The sequence below is a fragment of the Solibaculum intestinale genome (assembly GCF_040096205.1).
GTDB lineage: Bacteria > Bacillota > Clostridia > Oscillospirales > Acutalibacteraceae > Solibaculum_A > Solibaculum_A intestinale.
On the sequence record NZ_JBBMFD010000001.1, the window covers coordinates 185,883 to 205,424 of the forward strand.

The window sequence follows — 19,542 nt, forward strand, 5'->3', positions numbered from 1 at the left end:
AAAAGGGAGAACCGCAACATGCGGTTAGGCTGGACGCCTTGGCTTATTTGTTTATTCTTGCGGCAAACGCTCCCGTACGGCGGCGAATGGAAGGAGGGGGAGAGGTATGCTGCGCGATCTGTTTTATGTGGGTTTCGGCTATTTGGCGGGCAGCATTTTGTTCGCCCATGTTTTTGGCTATCTGCTCGGGAACAAAAATGTGACCGAAGAGAGCAGGGACCATAACCCTGGGACTGCCAATGCCTTTGTGTACGGCGGATTTTGGTGCGGTGCCCTCACCTTGTGCGGCGATTTGGCAAAGGGCTTCTTCCCGGTGTTTCTCTACTTGGGCGGAACTCCCTTATCGGATTGCAGTTTCGCAGTATCCTTCGTGCTTCTCGCGCCGGTGGCCGGTCATATTCTGCCTTTGTTTCACCGGTTTCGCGGCGGAAAGGGAATCGCGGTGTCCTTCGGCTGCCTCTTAGGGCTCTTTCCGACGCTCTTGCCCCTGGCGATCTTGGCCTGTACCTTTCTGTTTTTCTCCCTGATTTTAAAGGTTTCTCCAAACTACCACAAGACTCTGTGGACCTATACCGCATCTGCCCTGCTGATGCTGGTGTTTGTCAAAGAACTGCCGGTGGTCGTCGGCTATGCGGGAATAGCGGCTTTGATTGTGGCAAAGCTTCTGACCAGCTCGGAAAGAAAGGAAAAGTGCAGGGTGAGGTTTGTATGGAAGCATTGATTTTGTCCTGCAGCACGGGCGGAGGCCACAATGCCGCAGGAAAAGCCGTAGCGCAGGCGCTGGAAAGCCGGGGCCATCACGTTACGATTATGGATCCTTATCAATTGGCAAGCGACGGGCTTGCCCTAACCGTAGGAAATATGTATATCAAGCTGGTGCAGAAAGCGCCGCGCTTATTTGGATTTGTCTATTTTTTAGGAAGCATGGTGAGGCGGATCCCGGGCCATTCTCCAGTTTATTGGATCAATGGGAAAATGACTGACCGCATGGAAGAATATTTGCAGCAGCATTCCTTTGATGTGATTATCATGCCGCATATTTTTCCAGCTGAAATTCTCGGCCATATGAAAAACAGCGGTATAACGCTGCCGGCCACCATTTTTGTGGCTACCGATTACGCCTGCATCCCTTTTACTGAGGAAACGGCATGCGATTATTATGTGATCCCCTCACCGGAGCTGAAAGAGGAGTTTTGCGGCAGAGGGATACCGGAAGAAAAGATTATGCCGCTTGGCATTCCTGTGAGGGATGAGTTTTTACAGGAAAAGGACCGGGACCGGGCCCTTAAAAAGCTGAATCTTCCCAAAGACAAACGGTATTTTCTACTGTCGGGCGGCAGCATCGGGGCGGGGAAGATCGCGTCCTCCATCCGGTGCCTGCGGCGGTATCTGGAAAAAAACCGCGACTGCAGACTGGTAGTAATCTGCGGCAATAACCTTCGGCTCTACCGCCGGCTGACTAAGAAATACAAATTGGACGAGCAGCTGCTGATTTTGCAGAGCACGCCTTACATCGCGGATTATATGAAAGCGTGCGACGCCTTTCTTTCCAAGCCGGGCGGCCTTTCCTCTACGGAAGCGGCCGTGCTGGAGATTCCGTTGGTTCACATTTCCCCGATTCCCGGCTGCGAGAAGAAAAACGCTGCCTTTTTTGCGAAACGGGGGATGAGCGTGCCGGTGGCTAAGCCTGGAAAAGAGTTGCTGAAAGCCATCGAAGGGCTCAAGGACGCGCAGGCGGTAGAGCGGATGCGGGAAAACCAGGGACGGTTTATCAGTCCCAGGGCGTCCGAGGAGATTTGCCGTCTGGCGGAGAGCCTGGCGAAAGAAAGCGCGGAAGAAGAACCGGCTACCGTATAGGCAGGGAAGCTTTCCAGCTTCTTTCTCTAGTGTGGACGAGAAAAATAAGGCGAATTCTCCGAGAACGCAGACAGGGCCTATTTTCCAATTTACGACTTGCATATAATTTGGTATCATTCGGATAGCGATACAGGCTGCCCCAAGCATCCGAAACCGTTGCCGGAGGAATTTAGGATGAACGAAAAAAGAATGATCCGCGGCGGCATGCGAATCAAGGAGATGATCCATGCGGATGCAAGGCGTATCTGCCTTATTTCGATCTCATTGGATAAAGAAGGTGCTGTATGAAGGGGTTTGACCGGAAAGACCTGCTGTTTTCTCTCTGCGGTCTCAACTGCGGCTTATGCTCCATGCACTTGGGCGGGTACTGCCCCGGCTGCGGCGGGGGTGAGGGGAATCAAACCTGCGCCATTGCAAGATGCAGCCTTGCACACGGCAAGGTGGAATACTGCGGTCAATGTGTGGAGTATCCCTGTAAGCGGTATGAAAATGCACAGGAGTACGATGGCTTTATTACCAGGCAAAACCAACGCAAAGACATGCAAAAGGCAATGACCATCGGATGGCAGGCTTACCAGGCTGAACAGGAAGAAAAAGCAGAAATCCTGCATGAGCTTTTGGAGCAGTATAACGATGGACGACGCAAGACTTTCTACGGTGTGGCGGTAAACCTTTTGGAGCTTGCAGATTTAAGAGATATCAGAAGACGGCTCCGGGAAACGGCGTCTCTGCCCTTAAAGGAAAAGGCTGCACAGGCGGCGGCACTGTTACAGGAGACAGCCGAGAAGCGCCGGGTAGTGCTCAAGCTGAGAAAAAAACCGCCCGAAGAGAAGCGGGCGGATAAAATGCGGTAACCTTAAGGCAAAATTTCTATATAAACTTGAGAGCTTGTTTGATTAAGCCGGAAACCGACTGGTTTTCGGCTCATTTTTATCTTCAGCAAGTGTCAGGGCAGAAACGTGCGGCAACTCTGGAAATCAGGAAATCGGACGGTATATTTGAATGCGGTGATCCGGGGTCACAGAACGTGCCGCGCCTTGCTGTGATTGGTCCAAGGACAAGGAAAAGAAGAAAGCAGATTTTCGAAGTAAAATCAGTGTGGACCTTGTAATATTCAGGTGATTTTGATACAATTAACAAAACGTATCCATTAAAACCAAGCGATTTTCTACATACCGGAGAGAAGCGTTCGGAGAAGGCAGCTGGAAACCAGGACAAAGCGCTGCGGGCCCTGTAAAAGGAATCGGCCGGAAGGCAAGACGGTGGACCGGGACCGATACGGGATTGAAGGAGTAAACGATGATTGTACGGAAAAAGATATTGATTGTGGAAGACAATGAAATCAACCGAATGATGCTGTACGGAATTTTGTCTTCGGACTATCAGGTTCTGGAGGCGGAAAACGGACAGGAGGCGCTGTCCGTTTTAAAACAGTACGAGGAACAGATTTCTTTGATTCTGCTGGATATCGTCATGCCTGTGATGGACGGGTATACTTTTTTGTCCATTGTCAAGAAAGATCCTGCGTATTCCTCCATTCCTGTGATTGTCACTACCCAAAATGACGGCGAATCGGACGAGGTTGCGGCGTTGTCTCACGGCGCTGCTGATTTTGTTGTCAAGCCCTATAAGGCCCAAATCATCCTGCACCGGGTTGCCAACATCATCAACCTGCGGGAAACGGCCGCCATGATCAACCTGGTCCAATACGACCGGCTCACCGGGCTTTACAGCAAAGAATTTTTCTACCGGCGCGCAAAGGAGCTCATCCTGGCGCACCCGGAGCGCAGCTATGACATTATCTGCTCAGATATTGAAAATTTCAAGCTCATCAACGACGTTTTCGGAATGCCGGCGGGGGACCGCCTTTTGCGCGGGCTTGCCGACCTGTATACGACGATGGTGGGCAACCACGGGATTTGCGGCCGATTTAACGCCGACCAGTTTTCCTGCCTGCTGGAGCATCACTGGGAATACGAGGACGGCGCATTCATTCAGGCTACGGAAACCATCAACACTCTGTCGAGCGCTAAGAATGTGGTGATGAAGTGGGGTATCTATTCGGTAGAGGACCGGTCCATCTCGGTAGAACAGATGTGCGACCGGGCGCTTCTGGCCGCCCGCAGCATCAAGGGGCGGTACGGGACATACTTCGCGGCCTATGACGACGCGCTGCGCAACAAGCTGTTGCGGGAACAGGCGATCACAAATGGAATGGAATCCGCCCTGGCCCGGGGCCAATTTGAGATTTACCTGCAGCCGAAATACCGCATCAAGGACGACAGCCTGGCCGGCGCCGAAGCACTGGTGCGCTGGAACCATCCCCAATGGGGAATGCAGTCGCCGGCGGAGTTTATTCCTCTATTTGAGAAGAGCGGGTTTATTACCAAGCTTGACCAGTTTGTATGGGACAGAGCCTGCGCGGTTGTGCAAAGCTGGGATGAAAAAGGATATCCTCCGATTTCGGTTTCGGTCAACGTCTCCAGGGCAGACATCTATAACGCGGACATAGCGGACATCTTGGTAAAAACCGTGCGCAAATACCGCCTGCCTCCTTCCCGTCTCCATCTGGAAATCACCGAAAGCGCCTATACGGAAAATCCCAAGCAGATCATCGACACGGTGGGACGCCTGCGGGAACTGGGCTTCGTCATTGAAATGGACGACTTTGGAAGCGGCTATTCTTCCCTGAATATGCTCAACCAAATGCCTCTGGATATTTTAAAATTGGATATGAAGTTTATCCAAGTGGAAACGGCCAAGCCGGTCAACCAGGGAATCCTGCGCTTCATTATGGGCCTTGCCCGCTGGATGAACCTGAGCGTGGTGGCAGAAGGGGTGGAAACCAGGGACCAGCTGGTTCGCCTGCGTGAAATCGGCTGCGATTATGTGCAGGGCTACTATTTTGCAAGGCCTATGCCGTGCACGAAATTTGAGACTTTGTTGAGAGAACGCGGTCTCGCTTCCAAAGCAGAGGAAAGCAGTTCGGTTCGGCCGCTGGGAAAGCGGCGGGGGCAGGTGATTTTGGTGGCCGATGAGGACGAGGAATACCGCGCAGAGGTACGAAGGATGCTGGAGGGCCGGTACCAGGTGGCGGAGGCCGCCGACGGAGACGCGGCCCTTTCCTGTATGGCAGGCTATGAGTACAAGCTGGCGGCGGTCATCCTGAGCATGACCCTTGCGAATCCAGACGGATTGTCGGTGCTGGAGGTGCTCCAGAGAGAAAAAGCGGTATGGAAGATTCCGGTGGTCGCCACCGGGCCGTGGGACAAGCTGCTGGAACAACAGGCGCTGCAAATGGGAGCGGACGACTTTGCCGGCAAACCCCATTCCCAGCTGAGCCTTCTTAAACGGGTACAGCGGGCTGTGGGAGTCAACTCCTCCTGGGAACGGGAGTGCGCCCTGCGCGACGAAGCGTACCGGGACTATCTGACCGGGCTTCTCAACCGCAGAGGGCTCGATTATGCCGTCGAAGCCCTGCGCAAGGAGGACGAGCCTTTGGCGGTATACCTGTTTGACCTGGATAATCTCAAGCAGATTAACGACCAATACGGCCACGTGGAGGGAGATCAGCTCCTTGTGCAGTTTAGCGGGCTGCTTCGGTCTCATACAAGGGCGACGGATATTCTAGCACGATTCGGCGGAGACGAATTCATTGTTGTCATTAAGCAGATGGGCACGCAGCAAATCGCTCTGAAAAAAGGAGAAGACATCTGCCGGGCGGTACGGGAAAGCTCCTTTGCGAAAGCCATACCGGCGACCGCCTCTGCCGGCGTTGCCGTTTGGAATACGGAAGACCCTTTGGATACGATCCTCGAACGGGCGGACGAAGCCCTATACCGGGCGAAAAGAGAGAACAAAGGCGGGTGCCTGCTGTGGAGAGGATGAAGCGAATGAAAACGCAAGCAGCGGTTGTTCAGACTGTACAGGATTTCTGCCGTGCCTGGTTTGAAAAGCGTGACGCGGATAAGGCGCTTGCGTTCTTTCATGAGGACATAAACTTTGTGGGTACCGGGGAAGAGGAAGCCGCCCAGGGAAAAGCCGAAATGGAACGCTACCTCCGAGAGGACATCCGGGAAATTCCGGAGCCTTTTTCCGTGGAGCTTTCCATGATCCAGGAGCAGCGAATTACCGAACAGGTAGAAAATCTGTCCGCCCGGATGATCCTGAAAAATTCCTTGTACGCCTGGCATCTGCGGGGATTTTTTACGTTGGTTTGCACGTTTGGAAGCTGGCGGATTCAAAGCCTTCACTTTGCCGAACCCAGCACAAGCCAGCGGGGGGAAGAGCATTATCCAATGACGTTGGTGATGCAAAATGTGGTACGCCAGCGGCAGGAGCTTTTAAACGATTCCCTTGCCGGCGGCATGATGGGCGGGTACATAGAGGAAGGGTTCCCGTTTTATTTTGTCAACCGGCAGATGCTGCGTTATCTTGGGTATGAGACCCAGGCGGATTTCATCGCAGATATCGGCGGGTCCATCTCCAACTGCATGCACCCGGACGACCGGGAAATGGTGGACGCGGCGGTGGTTGCGCAGATCGAGGAAAAGGGAGAATACGTAGTCGAATACCGGATGAAGAAACAGGACGGGTCTTACATCTGGGTGCACGACCTGGGCCGGAAAGTGACGGCTGAGGACGGCAGGGATGCAATCGCGTCGGTCTGCATCGACATTACGGCCCAAAGACAGGCCCAGGATGAGGTTTTTCATCTATATAACAACATTCCAGGGGCGGTGTTTCGCTGCCGGTTCGACGCCGATTTCTCCATTATCGACGCAAACGACGGGTTGTTCGAGTTTTTGGGATATACCAGACAGGAATTCGCGGGCATGGGCAACAAAATGTCCAGCGTCATATACCCGGACGACCTGGCGGTAATGGCCGACCAGCTCAACGGGCAGCTTAAGTACGGCAATACCATTCATAACGAGAACCGTCTGATCTGCAAGGATGGGACGATCAAGTGGATTTCCATCAAGGCGCAGCTTTTGCCGGAGAAGGACGGGGAGAAGTATTTCTACTGCGTGTTTGTGGACATCACGGAGGAAAAACAGCTGCAAGAGCGGGTACAGGAGCTTTATGAAAAAGAGCTGGCCTATTTTGCACAGGTCTCCGCCTCGGGAGGCGGAATCCAGGGCCGTGTAAACCTGACGGAAAATCGAATGGAAAGCTACGTATCCACTGTGGACGCGGCCATTTCCCGGGTGGGGAATACTTATGAGAAGACCGTTGAAAGCCTAGCGGCCTCTGCGGTGGATGCGGCCTATGGTGAAAAAATACGCCAAGTTCTTGACCGGGAAACGGTATTGTCGGATTTCGCTGCCGGCAAGGTGGACTACCGGTTTGACTTCCTGCGCCGACGCAACGACGGCGGCCTCTTCTGGGGAAGCACCAGCTTCCGTTCCTGCCTGAATCCGCAGACCGGCGATGTGATTGGCTTTTTGTATACCTTTGACATCACCGAACAGAAGCTGCAGGAACAGCTGCTGGATAAGATTTCCCAACTGGATTACGACGTGATTACGGAGATCGACATCCGTCAGGATACCAACCGCCTGATTTCCTTCCACGAACAAACTAAGGAAACCATTGTGTCCGAAGGACGGTTCCAGGAAGAAATTCGCAACATCGCCGAACGGTTTATGGAGGAAGACTCGAAAAAGGAATATCTCGAAAAGCTGGATTTTGCGTATATGCAGGACAGGCTGGAAAGAGAGGATTTCTATACCTTCCTGGTGGAAATGAAAGATAGGCGGGGGAAATGCCGGGTCAAGCGCATCCAGGTGTTCTATATCAGCAAGGAACTGGGCCGGGTGTGCATGGCCCGCACCGATGTAACCGACATCGTGCGCCAGGAGCAGCGGCAGAAGGAGGAACTGGCTGCGGCGCTGGTGGCCGCGGAGCAGGCAAACGCCGCCAAATCCGATTTTCTTTCCCGCATGAGCCACGAAATCCGTACCCCTATGAACGCCATCATCGGTATGAGCGCCATCGCGGCCCACGCCATCGGCGACGACGAGCAGGTGGCCGACTGTCTTTCGAAGATCGGGATCTCTTCGCGGTTTCTACTTTCTTTGATCAACGACATCCTGGACATGAGCCGCATCGAGAGCGGAAAAATGCTCTTAAAGAACGAAAAGATCCCCACGGAGGATTTCATCGGCGGAATCAACTCCATCTGTTATGCCCAGGCGGCGGCCAAAGGGGTGGAGTACGAGTGCATCATCGACCCTGTGCTCGACGACTATTATATTGGCGACGCCATGAAGCTGCAGCAGGTGCTGATCAACATCCTGAGCAATGCCATCAAGTTTACCAGGGAGGGCGGAAAGGTCACCTTTTCCGCCGCCCAGCGCAGAAGGAGCAAAAACAGCGCGGCCTTGCGCTTTATCGTCAACGATACCGGTGTAGGCATGAGCGAAGAGTTCCTTCCCCATATCTTCGAGCCCTTCTCCCAGGAGTTCACCGGCACGACCTCCCTCTACGGAGGCACCGGGCTGGGACTTGCCATCTCTAAGAACATTGTGGATATGATGGACGGGAAAATTACCGTGCGCTCCATCAAAGGCATCGGCTCCGAGTTTACCGTGGACGTAAAACTGGGAATCACCGAGGAGGAAAAGCTGCGCCACAACCAGAAAAAGCAGGACTATCATTTTTCTCATCTGAAAACGCTGGTGGTGGACGACGACGTGGCCGTATGCGAAAGTGCGGTGGTTACCTTAAAAGAGATCGGCGTTACCGCCGAGTGGGTGGACAGCGGGCCCAAGGCCATCGACCGGGTGAAGGCCCTTTGGGAGACCGGCAGCTATTACGATATGCTCCTCATCGACTGGAAGATGCCGGAGATGGACGGGATCGAAACAGCCCGCCGGATTCGGGCGGTTGTGGGGCCGGAGGTCACCATCATCATCATGACCGCCTACGACTGGATCGCCATCGAGCATGAGGCGAAGCTGGCGGGCGTAAACCTTTTGATGAGTAAGCCCATGTTCAAATCCTCTTTGGTTTCCGCCTTTACGAGGGCCCTTGGGGAAAAGGAAGAGCTCACGCGCCAGGAGGAGCCTATGGACTATGACTTTACCGGCAAGCGGGTGCTCCTGGCGGAGGACAACGCCATCAACACCGAGGTGGCGGTAATGCTGCTGGAAGGCAAGGGCTTTGTGGTAGACACGGCGGAAAACGGACTTCGGGCCATGGAGCTGTACGGAAAGTCCCAGCCAGGCGATTACGACGCGATTTTGATGGATATCCGTATGCCTATTATGGACGGCCTGGCCGCAGCCAACAACATTCGTCATTTGAGCAACGCCGATGCAAAGGATATTCCCATCATCGCCATGACGGCCAACGCCTTCGACGACGACATTGAAAAAAGCAAGGCGGCCGGCATGAACGCCCATCTGGCGAAGCCCATTGAGCCGGAGCGGCTGTTTCAAACCTTATATGATTTCATTTCGGGAAAGGGGGGGTGATTGTGGGCGGCTTAAAAGAGTGCCTGGAAGCGTACGGCGCGGATTATACGGCCACCATGGAACGCTTTATGGGAAATGAAGCGCTGTATCGGAAAATTTTCGACATGTTTTTTCAGGATGAAAACTTGAGGAGACTAGGAGCGGCTTTAAAAGAAGAGGACGATACCGCCGCGTTTGAAGCGGCGCACACCCTCAAGGGCGTAACGGGAAACATGGGACTGACTCCTCTTTACGATGCGGTCTGCGCTTTGGTGGAGCCTCTGCGCGTCAGAGAACGCAGGGACGAATACCAGGCGCTTTACCGGGAAATTGAAAGGCAGTTTGAAGCAGTAAAAGCGCTGCACCGCCAGATTAAAGGAGGGGGACCGGCATGACCTGGGAATCTTCCCTTTCGTCGGATCAGATGACGGCGGTGCTGGATAACGCGCCGGTCGCCATCTACGTCAGCGCGTTCGACAGCTATGAGTTGCTTTACGCCAATCAGCTGGCAAAGGATTTGTTCGACTGTAAGGAGGACATTCCCGGCCTCACCTGCTACCAAGCGGCGGGGTTTGCCCGGCCTTGCCCCTTCTGCCGCTGCTCGAAACTGACCCGGTCGCAGCTTTTTGTGCGGGAATTTCTCCATCCCCGCACCGGGCGCATCTATCAGCTCAGCGGCAAGCTTTTGGACTGGGCGGGGAAGCCCGCCCACATCGAGTATATCCTGGACATTACCGACAAAAGGCAGGAAGAGGACCGGGCTGAGGCGCTCAAAGAGCAGCTGCAGACCACGTTTCGCAGCATTCCCTGCGGATTGTGCGTGTATCAGTTTGACAAAGAGAAGATTTCTCCGGTGTCTCACAACCCCGCTTTTTACGAAATTATGGGATATTCCCAAGAGCACATCCAGGCCGTCGAGCAGGAAACCAGTTTTCTGGGCGTGCATCCCCAGGATCTTGCCCAGCTGAAAAAAACCATTCAGGAGGCCATCCGCAAGGACGGCCTGCTTTCGCATACCTATCGGCTGTGGAACGACCGGAAAAGGGAATACCGGTTTATCCGGCTGGACGGGTCGGTCAAATCCCAGCCGGACGGAAAAAAGCTTTTGTACGGCGTTTACACTGATGTAAGCGAACCGCTGCGGCTGGAAAAGGAGCTTGCCTCTGCCAACGAAAAGATGCAGGACATCGTCAATGCCATCCCGGGCGGGGTCGCAATTTATAAGGTATCGGACATCTTCGAGACCGTCTATTTTTCCGACGGGGTTCCCGCTCTGACCGGGTATTCGGTGGAGGAATACCAGGAACTGATTAAAAAAGACGCGGTCCAGATGACCTACTGGGAGGACACGGCCATGGTGGTGGCGCGGGCCAGACAGGTGATCGAAACCCATGAGGGCGCGGAGTTTGAGTTTCGCAAGCAGCACCGGGACGGGTATATTGTATGGGTCCGAGCGCAGGTCAGGTGGTTGGGGAAAGAAGAGGGCCGCCCGTTGCTCCACTGTGTTTTTCACAACATTTCCGATCTCAAGGAAGCACAGCTGGAGATGGATCATCTGGTCAATTCCATCCCCGGCGGCATTGCCAGCTACCGGGTGGAGGGAAAGCGGTTTGTTCCCACCTTCTATTCCGACGGGGTGATGGCGCTTTCCGGGCACTCCCGGGAGGAATTTGAAAAGCTGGTGGGGGAAGATACCCTCAACGTGGTCTACGAGCCAGACCGGGGACGGGTGACGGCGGCGGTAAAATCCTCACTGCGCAGCGGCCAGGTGCTGGACGTTTTTTTTCGGATGCGTCACAAGGACGGAAGGCTGATCTGGGTGCATCTCAACGGCCGCAGGATGGGCCCTTTGTCCGATCATACCCGGTTTTATGCGGTTCTTACCGGCATGTCGGCGGAAACACGCTTGTTTCAAAGCATTGCCAACGAAACGGCGGACGGCATCTATGTCATCGACAGGGAAAGCTTCGACCTGCTCTATGTCAGCGAGACCAAGGGCCTGTTCGCCAAAGGGCCGGACTGTATAGGAAAAAAGTGCTACGCGGCGCTGCACGGCAAGAACGCTCCCTGCGGATTTTGCACCTTAAAAAGTCACCGGCCCGACGGGGAAGAGCATGAAATGCGGGTGGACGGCACAAATCGGTATTTCAGTACCCGTTTTCGTAAAACCGATTGGAACGGAATCCCCGCTTATGTCAAGTATGTACGGGATGTGACCGAGGAGGTAACGACCCGTAAGGAAAAGAAACGGCTGGAGCAGTATTTCCAGACGGTTGTGAAAAATCTGCCCGGCGGGGTGGCCGTGGTGCGCTATGGGCCGGACGGCAGCATGACGCCGGAATACCTGTCTGACGGGTTTGCAGTCATGACCTCTATGACGCTTGAGGAAGCATGGGCGCTTTACCGCCAGGACGCCATGGCCGGCGTATATCCGGATGACTGGGATCATGTGAGAAAACAAATGGAAGCGTACATTGCCAGCGGGGAGAACCACTGGGAAATCGTTTACCGGCTCAAAACGGGCGAAGGAGGCTATCTATGGGTGAAAAATACCCTTTCCATGATTCAGAACGAGGAGGGGGAACAAAGGGTCTATGCCTTCTATCACGACATGACCCGGGAGCGGGAGGAGCAGGAGCGCATCCGCAGGCAGTATAACGAGCTGATTCTTCAGCATTACCGTGCGCCTGATCCCAACGCGGTGCTGGTGGGACACTGCAACATCACGCAAAACCGGATTCTGGAGATCATCGACCATACCGATTCCGATCTTTTGGGAACCTTTGGGATGGTCCGGGAAGAGTTTTTTACCGGGCTTTCCAGATTGGTGATGGATGATGGGGAAAGGCAGCAGTTTTTGCAGACCTATCTCAACGCCCCCTCGCTGGCCGCCTTCCGGCGAAACGATACCGAACAAATCCAGCGGTGCTTTATCAAGCTGCCCGGGGAACCTAAGGGGCGCTACGTGCAGATCAAGATGAACATGGTTGCTACGCCGGACAGCGGAGATGTCACCGGTATCCTGACAGTGACCGATGTGACCGAGCAGACCGTATCTGACCGGATTTTGTATCAGCTGTCGGTCTCGGGCAATGAATTCGTGGTGGATCTGGATTTGACGAGGGATAGTTACACGGTGATTTCCTGCAGCAAAAATGACGGCTGTCTCCCGCCCCGCACCGGGCGTCATTCCCAATGGGTAAAACGCATGCTCGAGGAAAAAGTGGTGCCCCGGGACAGGGAAGCCTACCAAAGGGGCCTCGACCCGCAGCAGATGCTTTTAAGGCTGCAGACGGGAGGATCTTATACCTTTGCTTTTTCCATTGTGGACGACAACGCAGATATCCGTACCAAAAACATGACGGTATTCGCCATTGATCTGCGTCTTGGAAGGGTGTGCCTTTCCAGAACGGATATTACCGATTCCCTTCGTGAACAGCAGGGGCTTTTGAATATGATGGCCTATACCTTCGAGTTGATGGCGTTTATCGACGTTCGAAAGAAAAGCCTGACCATGTATACCCGCCGGACGGTACTGGAAAACCTTCCGCCTTACTGTATGGACCATTACGATACCAATGTGAAGAAATTCGTCGGTCATTATCATCTGGATGAGGAAGAAGGGCAGGCGCGCACCCAGTTTCAGATCCAGACGATTCTGAAGAAGCTAGGCGAAAAGCCGGCCGGGTACGATTTTGTTCTCCCTTATCGCGACGAGGAAGGACTGCGGTATAAGCAGGTCAATGTCCTTTGGGGAGATGAGAACCACAGGACCGTGTGCCTGGTACGGGCGGATGTGACCGATATGCTGGCGGCGGAACGGCAGACCAAGGAAGCACTGGAAAAAGCACTGGCCGCTGCAAAAAAGGCAAACAGGGCGAAAAGCGATTTTCTGTCCGCGATGAGCCATGATATCCGCACGCCTATGAACGCCATTATGGGAATGACGGCGCTGGCGGTGGCCCATTTGGACGACCGAGACCGGGTGGCCGACTGCCTGCATAAAATCTCGATTTCCTCCAAGCACCTGCTGAGCTTGATTAACGACGTTCTCGACATGAGCAAAATTGAGCAGTCTAAGGTTACTTTCAACCGGATGAAAGTTTCCCTTCCTGAGCTGCTCGACCAGCTTTCCGCCATGATGGGTCCCCAGGCCCGGGCCGCCGGACTGCGGTTTACCATAGTCACCCAGGAAATCCGCCATGCCTGCTTTTATGGCGATCCCCTGCGCATCAACCAAATCCTCATCAATTTATTGAGCAACGCCATCAAGTTCACGCCAAAGGGAGGACGGGTGGATTTCCTGGTAGAGGAAACGGATGCCAGACAGCCGGGGCTGGCCTGCTACCGGTTTACCGTCAGCGATACGGGAATCGGCATGTCACAGGAATTTCTCCCCCATCTTTTCGAGCCCTTTACCCGCAGCCCGGGTGCTGCGCGGGTTGAGGGAACGGGGCTTGGCTTGAGCGTGACCAAAGGGCTTTTGGACCAAATGGGCGGACACATCTCGGTGGAAAGCCGGGAAAACCACGGATCGGTGTTTTGTGTAGAGCTGGTATGCGAAATTGCGCCGGCACAAGAAGCTGTACACCCAAAGGATCTCGCAGGAGCATCCTCGAATGGAGCGGAGCAGATGCCGCTTGCTGGCTATCGTTTCCTGGTAGCGGAGGACAATGCCATCAATGCGGAAATCCTCTGTGAGCTGCTTGCCATGTTCGGAGCTGAAAGCGAGGTGAGAACGGACGGAGTCCAGACGGTGGAGGCTTTCTGTGCTGCGGCTGAGGGTGCCTATGACGCGATTTTGATGGACATTCAGATGCCGCAGATGAATGGTTATGAAGCCACCCGCGTCATTCGGGAAACCGGCCGGCCGGACGCAAAGCGCATTCCGATCATTGCCATGACGGCCAATGCCTTTGCCGAGGACGTACAGGCGTCGTTGGACGCGGGAATGACCGCCCATATTGCGAAGCCCATCGACGTAGAGGTGCTGCGGGATACGCTGGCCGGCGCATTAGGGCGTCATGAAAACAAAACGCATTTATAAACCGAAATCGGAAGAATTCAGACCGCTTCGCCATGCATGCGCGAGGGCGGCAAAGAAAGGCGTCTCAAATAAGACGCCTTTCTTTGCCCATATGGATAAAACCGGGAACCTGCTGAGGTGCTGTGCAGATAAATCGCATTTATGGATATGTTGAACGGAGAAAAATCCGTTCGGTTTATCGCTGGGATGGAAGGGCTCGAGCGTGTGCAGAAGCGAATGGGCCTGTCCGAGTTTAGCTCGTCGGAGAAAAATGTCGGAATAGGTTGTACCTTTATGTGGCTGCTGAATATCTGGCTTCGATCTTCAAAATGAAAGAAAGGTAGATACCTAACTAAATTCCCATGTGCTTGCAGAGACGGAAAAACCGTGATGGAACCTACACCCGATCAGCCTGCAAACAAAACCTGGCCCTTGTTTTTGGAAAGAATGTATGCTATACTTCAAATGTAGTTAGTTATAACTAACTACATTTGAAGTAACGGTTTGGAAAATGTTCTTTTGAGGAAAGGATGATAAGCCGTATGAAGGAAACTTTACGAATTGAACGGATCACCGGACGGGAAATCCTCGATTCCAGAGGAAACCCTACGGTAGAAGCGGAGGTACAGCTAGCGGATGGGACGGTCGGCATGGGCGCCGCTCCCAGCGGCGCTTCCACCGGAGAATTCGAAGCGCTGGAGCTGCGGGATGGGGACCAAAGCCGCTATGCAGGCAAAGGGGTTTGCAAGGCGGTGAAGCATATCAACACGGTGATTGCTTCCTCCCTCAAGGGACGCAACGCCGGCAACATTTACGAAGTGGACCAGGCGATGCTCGCGGCGGACGGGACGAAGGACAAATCCAATCTAGGCGCCAATGCGATTCTAGCCGTTTCCATCGCTTGCGCCAGGGCGGCAGCCTGTTCGCTGCACCTTCCTCTTTACCGCTTTTTGGGCGGAGTCAACGGAAACCGGCTGCCGGTTCCCATGATGAACATTTTAAATGGAGGCGCCCATGCGGCCAACACGGTGGACGTACAGGAATTCATGATTATGCCGGTTGGGACGCAAAGCTTTCGCGAAGGGCTGCGCTGGTGCGCGGAGGTGTACCACGCTTTAGCGGCTCTCCTGAAATCTAAGAGTCTTGCTACCGCTGTTGGCGATGAAGGGGGATTCGCCCCGAATTTGGCCGGAGATGAGGAAGCCCTCGAGTACATTGTGGAAGCGATTGGGAGGGCAGGATATGAGCCTGGAAAGGACTTTGTGCTGGCCATTGACGCGGCCTCCAGCGAATGGAAAGGGGAAAAGAAAGGAGAGTACCGGTTGCCCAAGAGCGGCAAGCGGTTTACTTCCGTGGAGCTGACCGCCCACTGGGCGAAACTTTGTGAAAACTATCCCATCTATTCCATTGAGGACGGATTGGACGAGGAAGACTGGGAAGGCTGGCAGATGCTGACCAAGGCACTGGGTAAAAAGGTCCAGTTGGTGGGGGACGACCTATTTGTGACCAATACCGAACGCCTGGCCAAAGGCATCCGCCTGGGCTGCGGCAATTCTATTCTCATCAAGCTCAATCAGATCGGCACGGTTTCGCAGACCCTGGAAGCCATCAAAATGGCCCACAAGGCCGGTTATACCGCTATTGCGTCCCATCGTTCCGGGGAAACGGAGGACACCACCATTGCCGATTTGGCGGTGGCTTTGAACACCTGCCAGATCAAAACCGGAGCTCCCAGCCGCAGCGAGCGGGTGGCCAAGTACAACCGCCTTTTGCGCATGGAGGAAGAACTGGGGCAAAGCGCTGTCTATCCCGGATTTGAGGCGTTTTGCATCACCCGATAGGTATTTATTGCAGCTGTTTTTTTCTAGTTGTAGTAAGGAGGGATTCGGATGCAGGCGGTTTTATGGGCATCGCTGGGAACCGGTTTTACGTTCCTAATGACGACGCTGGGTGCCGCCCTGGTGTTCTTTTTTCGAAAGACGGTCAGCACCAGGATTCAACGTATTTTTCTCGGCTTCGCGGCGGGAGTGATGATTGCAGCGTCCGTGTGGAGCCTGCTGATCCCGGCCATTGAAGAAGCGCAGGAAACCGGCGGAATCGGGTGGATTCCGGCGGCAGGCGGTTTTATTCTGGGGATTGCTTTTCTGATGGGGCTGGATGTCCTGCTCCCCCATCTGCATTTGGACGCGAAAAAGCCGGAGGGCCTTCACTCCTCTTGGAAACGGACGACGCTGCTGGTCCTGGCAGTCACACTGCACAACATTCCCGAGGGGATGGCGGTAGGCCTTTCCTTTGCCTTGGCCGCCCAACACGCGGGGGATGCCGCCTCGTTGTCCGCCGCAGCGGCGCTGGCCCTCGGCATCGGCATTCAGAATTTCCCGGAAGGCGCTGCCGTTGCTTTGCCGCTTCGGCAGGAAGGCGTCTCTACGGGCAGATCCTTTTTCTACGGCAGCATGTCCGGCATGGTCGAGCCTGTCTTCGGTATCGTTGTGGTACTGATTGCTGGAACCATTCAGCCGCTGATGCCATGGCTGCTGTCCTTCGCTGCCGGCGCCATGATGTACGTGGTGGTGGAGGAGCTGATTCCGGAGGCCCATCTGGGCGAGCATTCCAACAGCGGAACTCTAGGCGTAATGGCAGGCTTTCTGATTATGATGGTGCTGGATGTGGCGCTGGGCTGAGAAAGGACCGATTCAGCCGTCACCATAGGATCGCCGGTCATTGAAAAACGGACGGTCCAGTGCAAAAACAAGGATTGACAATGTTTTCACAAGTGCTATCATAATCTTGGGTTTCCCGCATATCCTATTGAAAATATCGGAGGTGTAACTATGGGGATATTTGACGGAAAGGTCGCCATCATTACCGGCGGCGGAAAGGCAAAGTCCATCGGCTACGGAATCGCGGTGGCTTATGCAAAGGAAGGGGCCAACCTGGTCCTGACCGGACGCAATGAGCAGAAGCTTCTGGACGCCAAAGAGGAGCTGGAGCGGCTTTACGGCATTCAGGTTCTGCCGATGCAGGCCGATGTAAACCCAGAGGACGAATCGGAGGAACGGGTCAAACAGGTAGTGGAAAAAACCATTGAGGTTTTTGGCCGCATCGACGTCCTCATCAACAACGCCCAGGCGTCTGCTTCCGGAATTCCGCTGGCCATGCAGACGAAGGAACACTTCGATTTGGGAATCTATTCAGGGCTTTACGCCACTTTTTATTATATGCGGGAATGCTATCCGCACCTGAAAAAGACGCAGGGCTCGGTTATCAACTTCGCCTCCGGGGCGGGGCTCTTCGGAAATGCAGGCCAGGCTTCCTATGCCGCTGCCAAGGAAGGGATACGCGGACTTTCCCGCGTCGCTGCAACCGAGTGGGGAAAGGACAACATCAATGTCAACGTGGTCTGCCCTCTTGCGATGACCTCTCAGCTGGAGAATTTCCGGGAATCCTATCCGCAAGCCTATGAAAAGAACCTGCGGGCAGTTCCTATGGGCCGCTTTGGCGATCCGGAAAAGGACATCGGCCGCGTTTGCGTGCTGCTGGGCTCTCCTGATTTCAAATACATGTCCGGCGAGACACTTACGCTGGAAGGCGGTATGGGCCAGCGCCCCTGACAAATCCATCGACAAAGGCGGCATCATAAAATGGATGCCGCCTTTGTCGATAGGTGGGCGGAGAAAAGGCATGCTTGACAATGGGTACTTTTGCAGATATACTTTTCATATAGATATGAAAAGTATGAATTTGGAGGGCCATTATGTCGATGCCGAAAGGAAAGCACATTTTTGGAACCGTTAAGGTTGGGGAACGAGGGCAGATTGTCATCCCCAAAGAAGCGAGAGAGCTTTTTCACATTCATCCCGGGGATACCCTACTTGTTCTGGGGGATGAAGAACAGGGACTGGCAGTGGTAAAGGCTGATGTGATGAAAGAGGTTGCAGTCAAAATCCTCAAAGGCCTAGGACAATGGGACGGGGGACACAACCATGGCGAATAACACGGGATGGATTCTCCCTTTCCTTTTGGCTGCCGATTTGCTGATTCCTTTTCTTTTGGCACCGGCGTATCACGGATACCGTCATCATATACAAGTAATGAGCGTGCTGGGAAACGCCAGAGCGCCCTTTCGCCTTTTGTACAAGATTTGGCTTGTGGCGTTAGGTTTTCTGCTTCTAATTTGCGATTTCGAAATATACCATCTGGTCGCGGAACAGTCCGCCTTCCTTGCCGCCGTGTTATTTGCCGTTGTGGCCGTTTACGCCGCAGGCGCATGTATCTTGGCGGGGTTCTTTTCCGTCGGGGAAACCAAACAGATGAATACCAGAAAGGAAAAAGTCCACGGATACAGTTCGGCCATTGGTTTTCTGTTTTTGACCTTTGCACCGTTGCTGGTCAGTCTCTATTTCTTTCAGACAAACTACGCAGTATGGGGAGTGGCTTCGCTTGTCTGTTTCCTTTTGGCCGTACTGTTTTTTACGTTGTTTATTCTCGCAGACAAACCTTCATATCAAGGTACGGTTGTTGCATGGGAAGGCCTGTGGCAGAGGCTCTCTCTATTGTGTATGTATCTGCCGCTGGCGTTTCTTTGTCTGACAGTCCATTAAGCGGGCGCCGTGAGGGTTGTCCATCACAGCAATTTTTGCACCCGCAACTTGACAAGACCAGCCATGCGGTGCTACAATGCAACCGAAGATGAGCGGATGCCATTCGTGTTGGAAAGGTATCCGCTGTTTTGAGACAAAAGGTTAGTTTTTGCTAACTAAATTTGTGATTTCTTTCCTGCCATTCGGTTTTACAGGCCCCATAAAAACCCAAGGTATCATAACCAGATGAGAAAGGATGAGCTTCATGACGAAAATAACTTTGCAAATCGACGGAATGCAATGCGGAATGTGCGAAAGCCATGTAAATGATGCGGTTCGAAATGCGTTCCCGGTGAAAAAGGTGACCTCTTCCCACAGCAAGGGACAGACAATCATTCTCGCAGAGCGGGAGATCGACCAAACTAAGCTCAAGGAAGCCGTTGATGCAATGGGGTATCGGGTGGTTTCCGTTAAGAGCGAGCCGTACGAGAAGAAGGGGTTTTCGCTGTTTGGTAAATGAGCTTCTATGGGATACCTGTAGAACTGCATACCACTATACTGTGGTGATATGCGGTTCTCGGCGGAGGAAGAAAGCGAAAGGGGAGCCGATCAGAAAGGT

The 19,542-nt window shown here is 53.8% G+C and carries 13 protein-coding genes; all 13 read left to right on the plus strand.

The window, feature by feature from the left end; translation table 11 throughout:
* Positions 1–106: 106 nt before the first annotated feature.
* The 13 genes from WMO26_RS00855 (at position 107) to WMO26_RS00915 (ending at position 19,443) form a co-directional block, all read left to right on the plus strand.
* Complete coding sequence (locus WMO26_RS00855; protein WP_349217645.1) at positions 107–721, plus strand: glycerol-3-phosphate acyltransferase; 615 nt, start codon at positions 107–109, stop codon at positions 719–721.
* Positions 709–1,857 carry an MGDG synthase family glycosyltransferase gene (locus WMO26_RS00860; protein ID WP_349217646.1) on the plus strand — a complete coding sequence of 383 codons (1,149 nt, stop codon included), beginning with the start codon at positions 709–711 and terminating at the stop codon, positions 1,855–1,857. The genes WMO26_RS00855 and WMO26_RS00860 overlap by 13 nt, the downstream gene beginning before the upstream one ends.
* Before the next feature lie 284 nt (positions 1,858–2,141).
* On the plus strand, positions 2,142–2,711 hold the full coding sequence (locus WMO26_RS00865; protein ID WP_349217647.1) for a DUF3795 domain-containing protein: 570 nt from the start codon (positions 2,142–2,144) through the stop codon (positions 2,709–2,711).
* Positions 2,712–3,156: 445 nt separating this feature from the next.
* Positions 3,157–5,745, plus strand: coding sequence for an EAL domain-containing protein (locus WMO26_RS00870; RefSeq protein WP_349217648.1), 2,589 nt, complete (start codon positions 3,157–3,159; stop codon positions 5,743–5,745).
* Between the two features lie 5 nt (positions 5,746–5,750).
* Entirely contained in the window at positions 5,751–9,338 is a 3,588-nt protein-coding gene (locus WMO26_RS00875; protein ID WP_353963361.1) for a response regulator, read from the plus strand.
* Positions 9,339–9,340: 2 nt separating this feature from the next.
* A complete protein-coding gene (locus tag WMO26_RS00880; protein WP_349217650.1) occupies positions 9,341–9,712 on the plus strand; it encodes an Hpt domain-containing protein in 372 nt (123 codons plus the stop codon).
* The gene (locus WMO26_RS00885) at positions 9,709–14,364 is read left to right on the plus strand and encodes a hybrid sensor histidine kinase/response regulator (RefSeq protein WP_349217651.1); all 4,656 of its coding nucleotides are present in this window, start codon (positions 9,709–9,711) and stop codon (positions 14,362–14,364) included. Before WMO26_RS00880 ends, WMO26_RS00885 begins: the two co-directional genes overlap by 4 nt.
* A gap of 521 nt (positions 14,365–14,885) precedes the next feature.
* On the plus strand, positions 14,886–16,184 hold the full coding sequence (gene eno, locus WMO26_RS00890; RefSeq protein ID WP_349217652.1) for a phosphopyruvate hydratase: 1,299 nt from the start codon (positions 14,886–14,888) through the stop codon (positions 16,182–16,184).
* A gap of 48 nt (positions 16,185–16,232) precedes the next feature.
* Positions 16,233–17,024, plus strand: coding sequence for a ZIP family metal transporter (locus WMO26_RS00895; RefSeq protein WP_349217653.1), 792 nt, complete (start codon positions 16,233–16,235; stop codon positions 17,022–17,024).
* 150 nt (positions 17,025–17,174) lie between these two features.
* Positions 17,175–17,954 (plus strand): SDR family NAD(P)-dependent oxidoreductase, encoded by a 780-nt coding sequence (locus tag WMO26_RS00900; protein ID WP_349217654.1) that lies wholly within the window; start codon positions 17,175–17,177, stop codon positions 17,952–17,954.
* 143 nt (positions 17,955–18,097) lie between these two features.
* Positions 18,098–18,337 (plus strand): AbrB/MazE/SpoVT family DNA-binding domain-containing protein, encoded by a 240-nt coding sequence (locus tag WMO26_RS00905; RefSeq protein WP_349217655.1) that lies wholly within the window; start codon positions 18,098–18,100, stop codon positions 18,335–18,337.
* The gene (locus WMO26_RS00910; RefSeq protein WP_349217656.1) at positions 18,327–18,944 is read left to right on the plus strand and encodes a DUF998 domain-containing protein; all 618 of its coding nucleotides are present in this window, start codon (positions 18,327–18,329) and stop codon (positions 18,942–18,944) included. Before WMO26_RS00905 ends, WMO26_RS00910 begins: the two co-directional genes overlap by 11 nt.
* Before the next feature lie 244 nt (positions 18,945–19,188).
* The gene (locus WMO26_RS00915; RefSeq protein ID WP_349217657.1) at positions 19,189–19,443 is read left to right on the plus strand and encodes a heavy-metal-associated domain-containing protein; all 255 of its coding nucleotides are present in this window, start codon (positions 19,189–19,191) and stop codon (positions 19,441–19,443) included.
* Positions 19,444–19,542 lie beyond the last annotated feature (99 nt).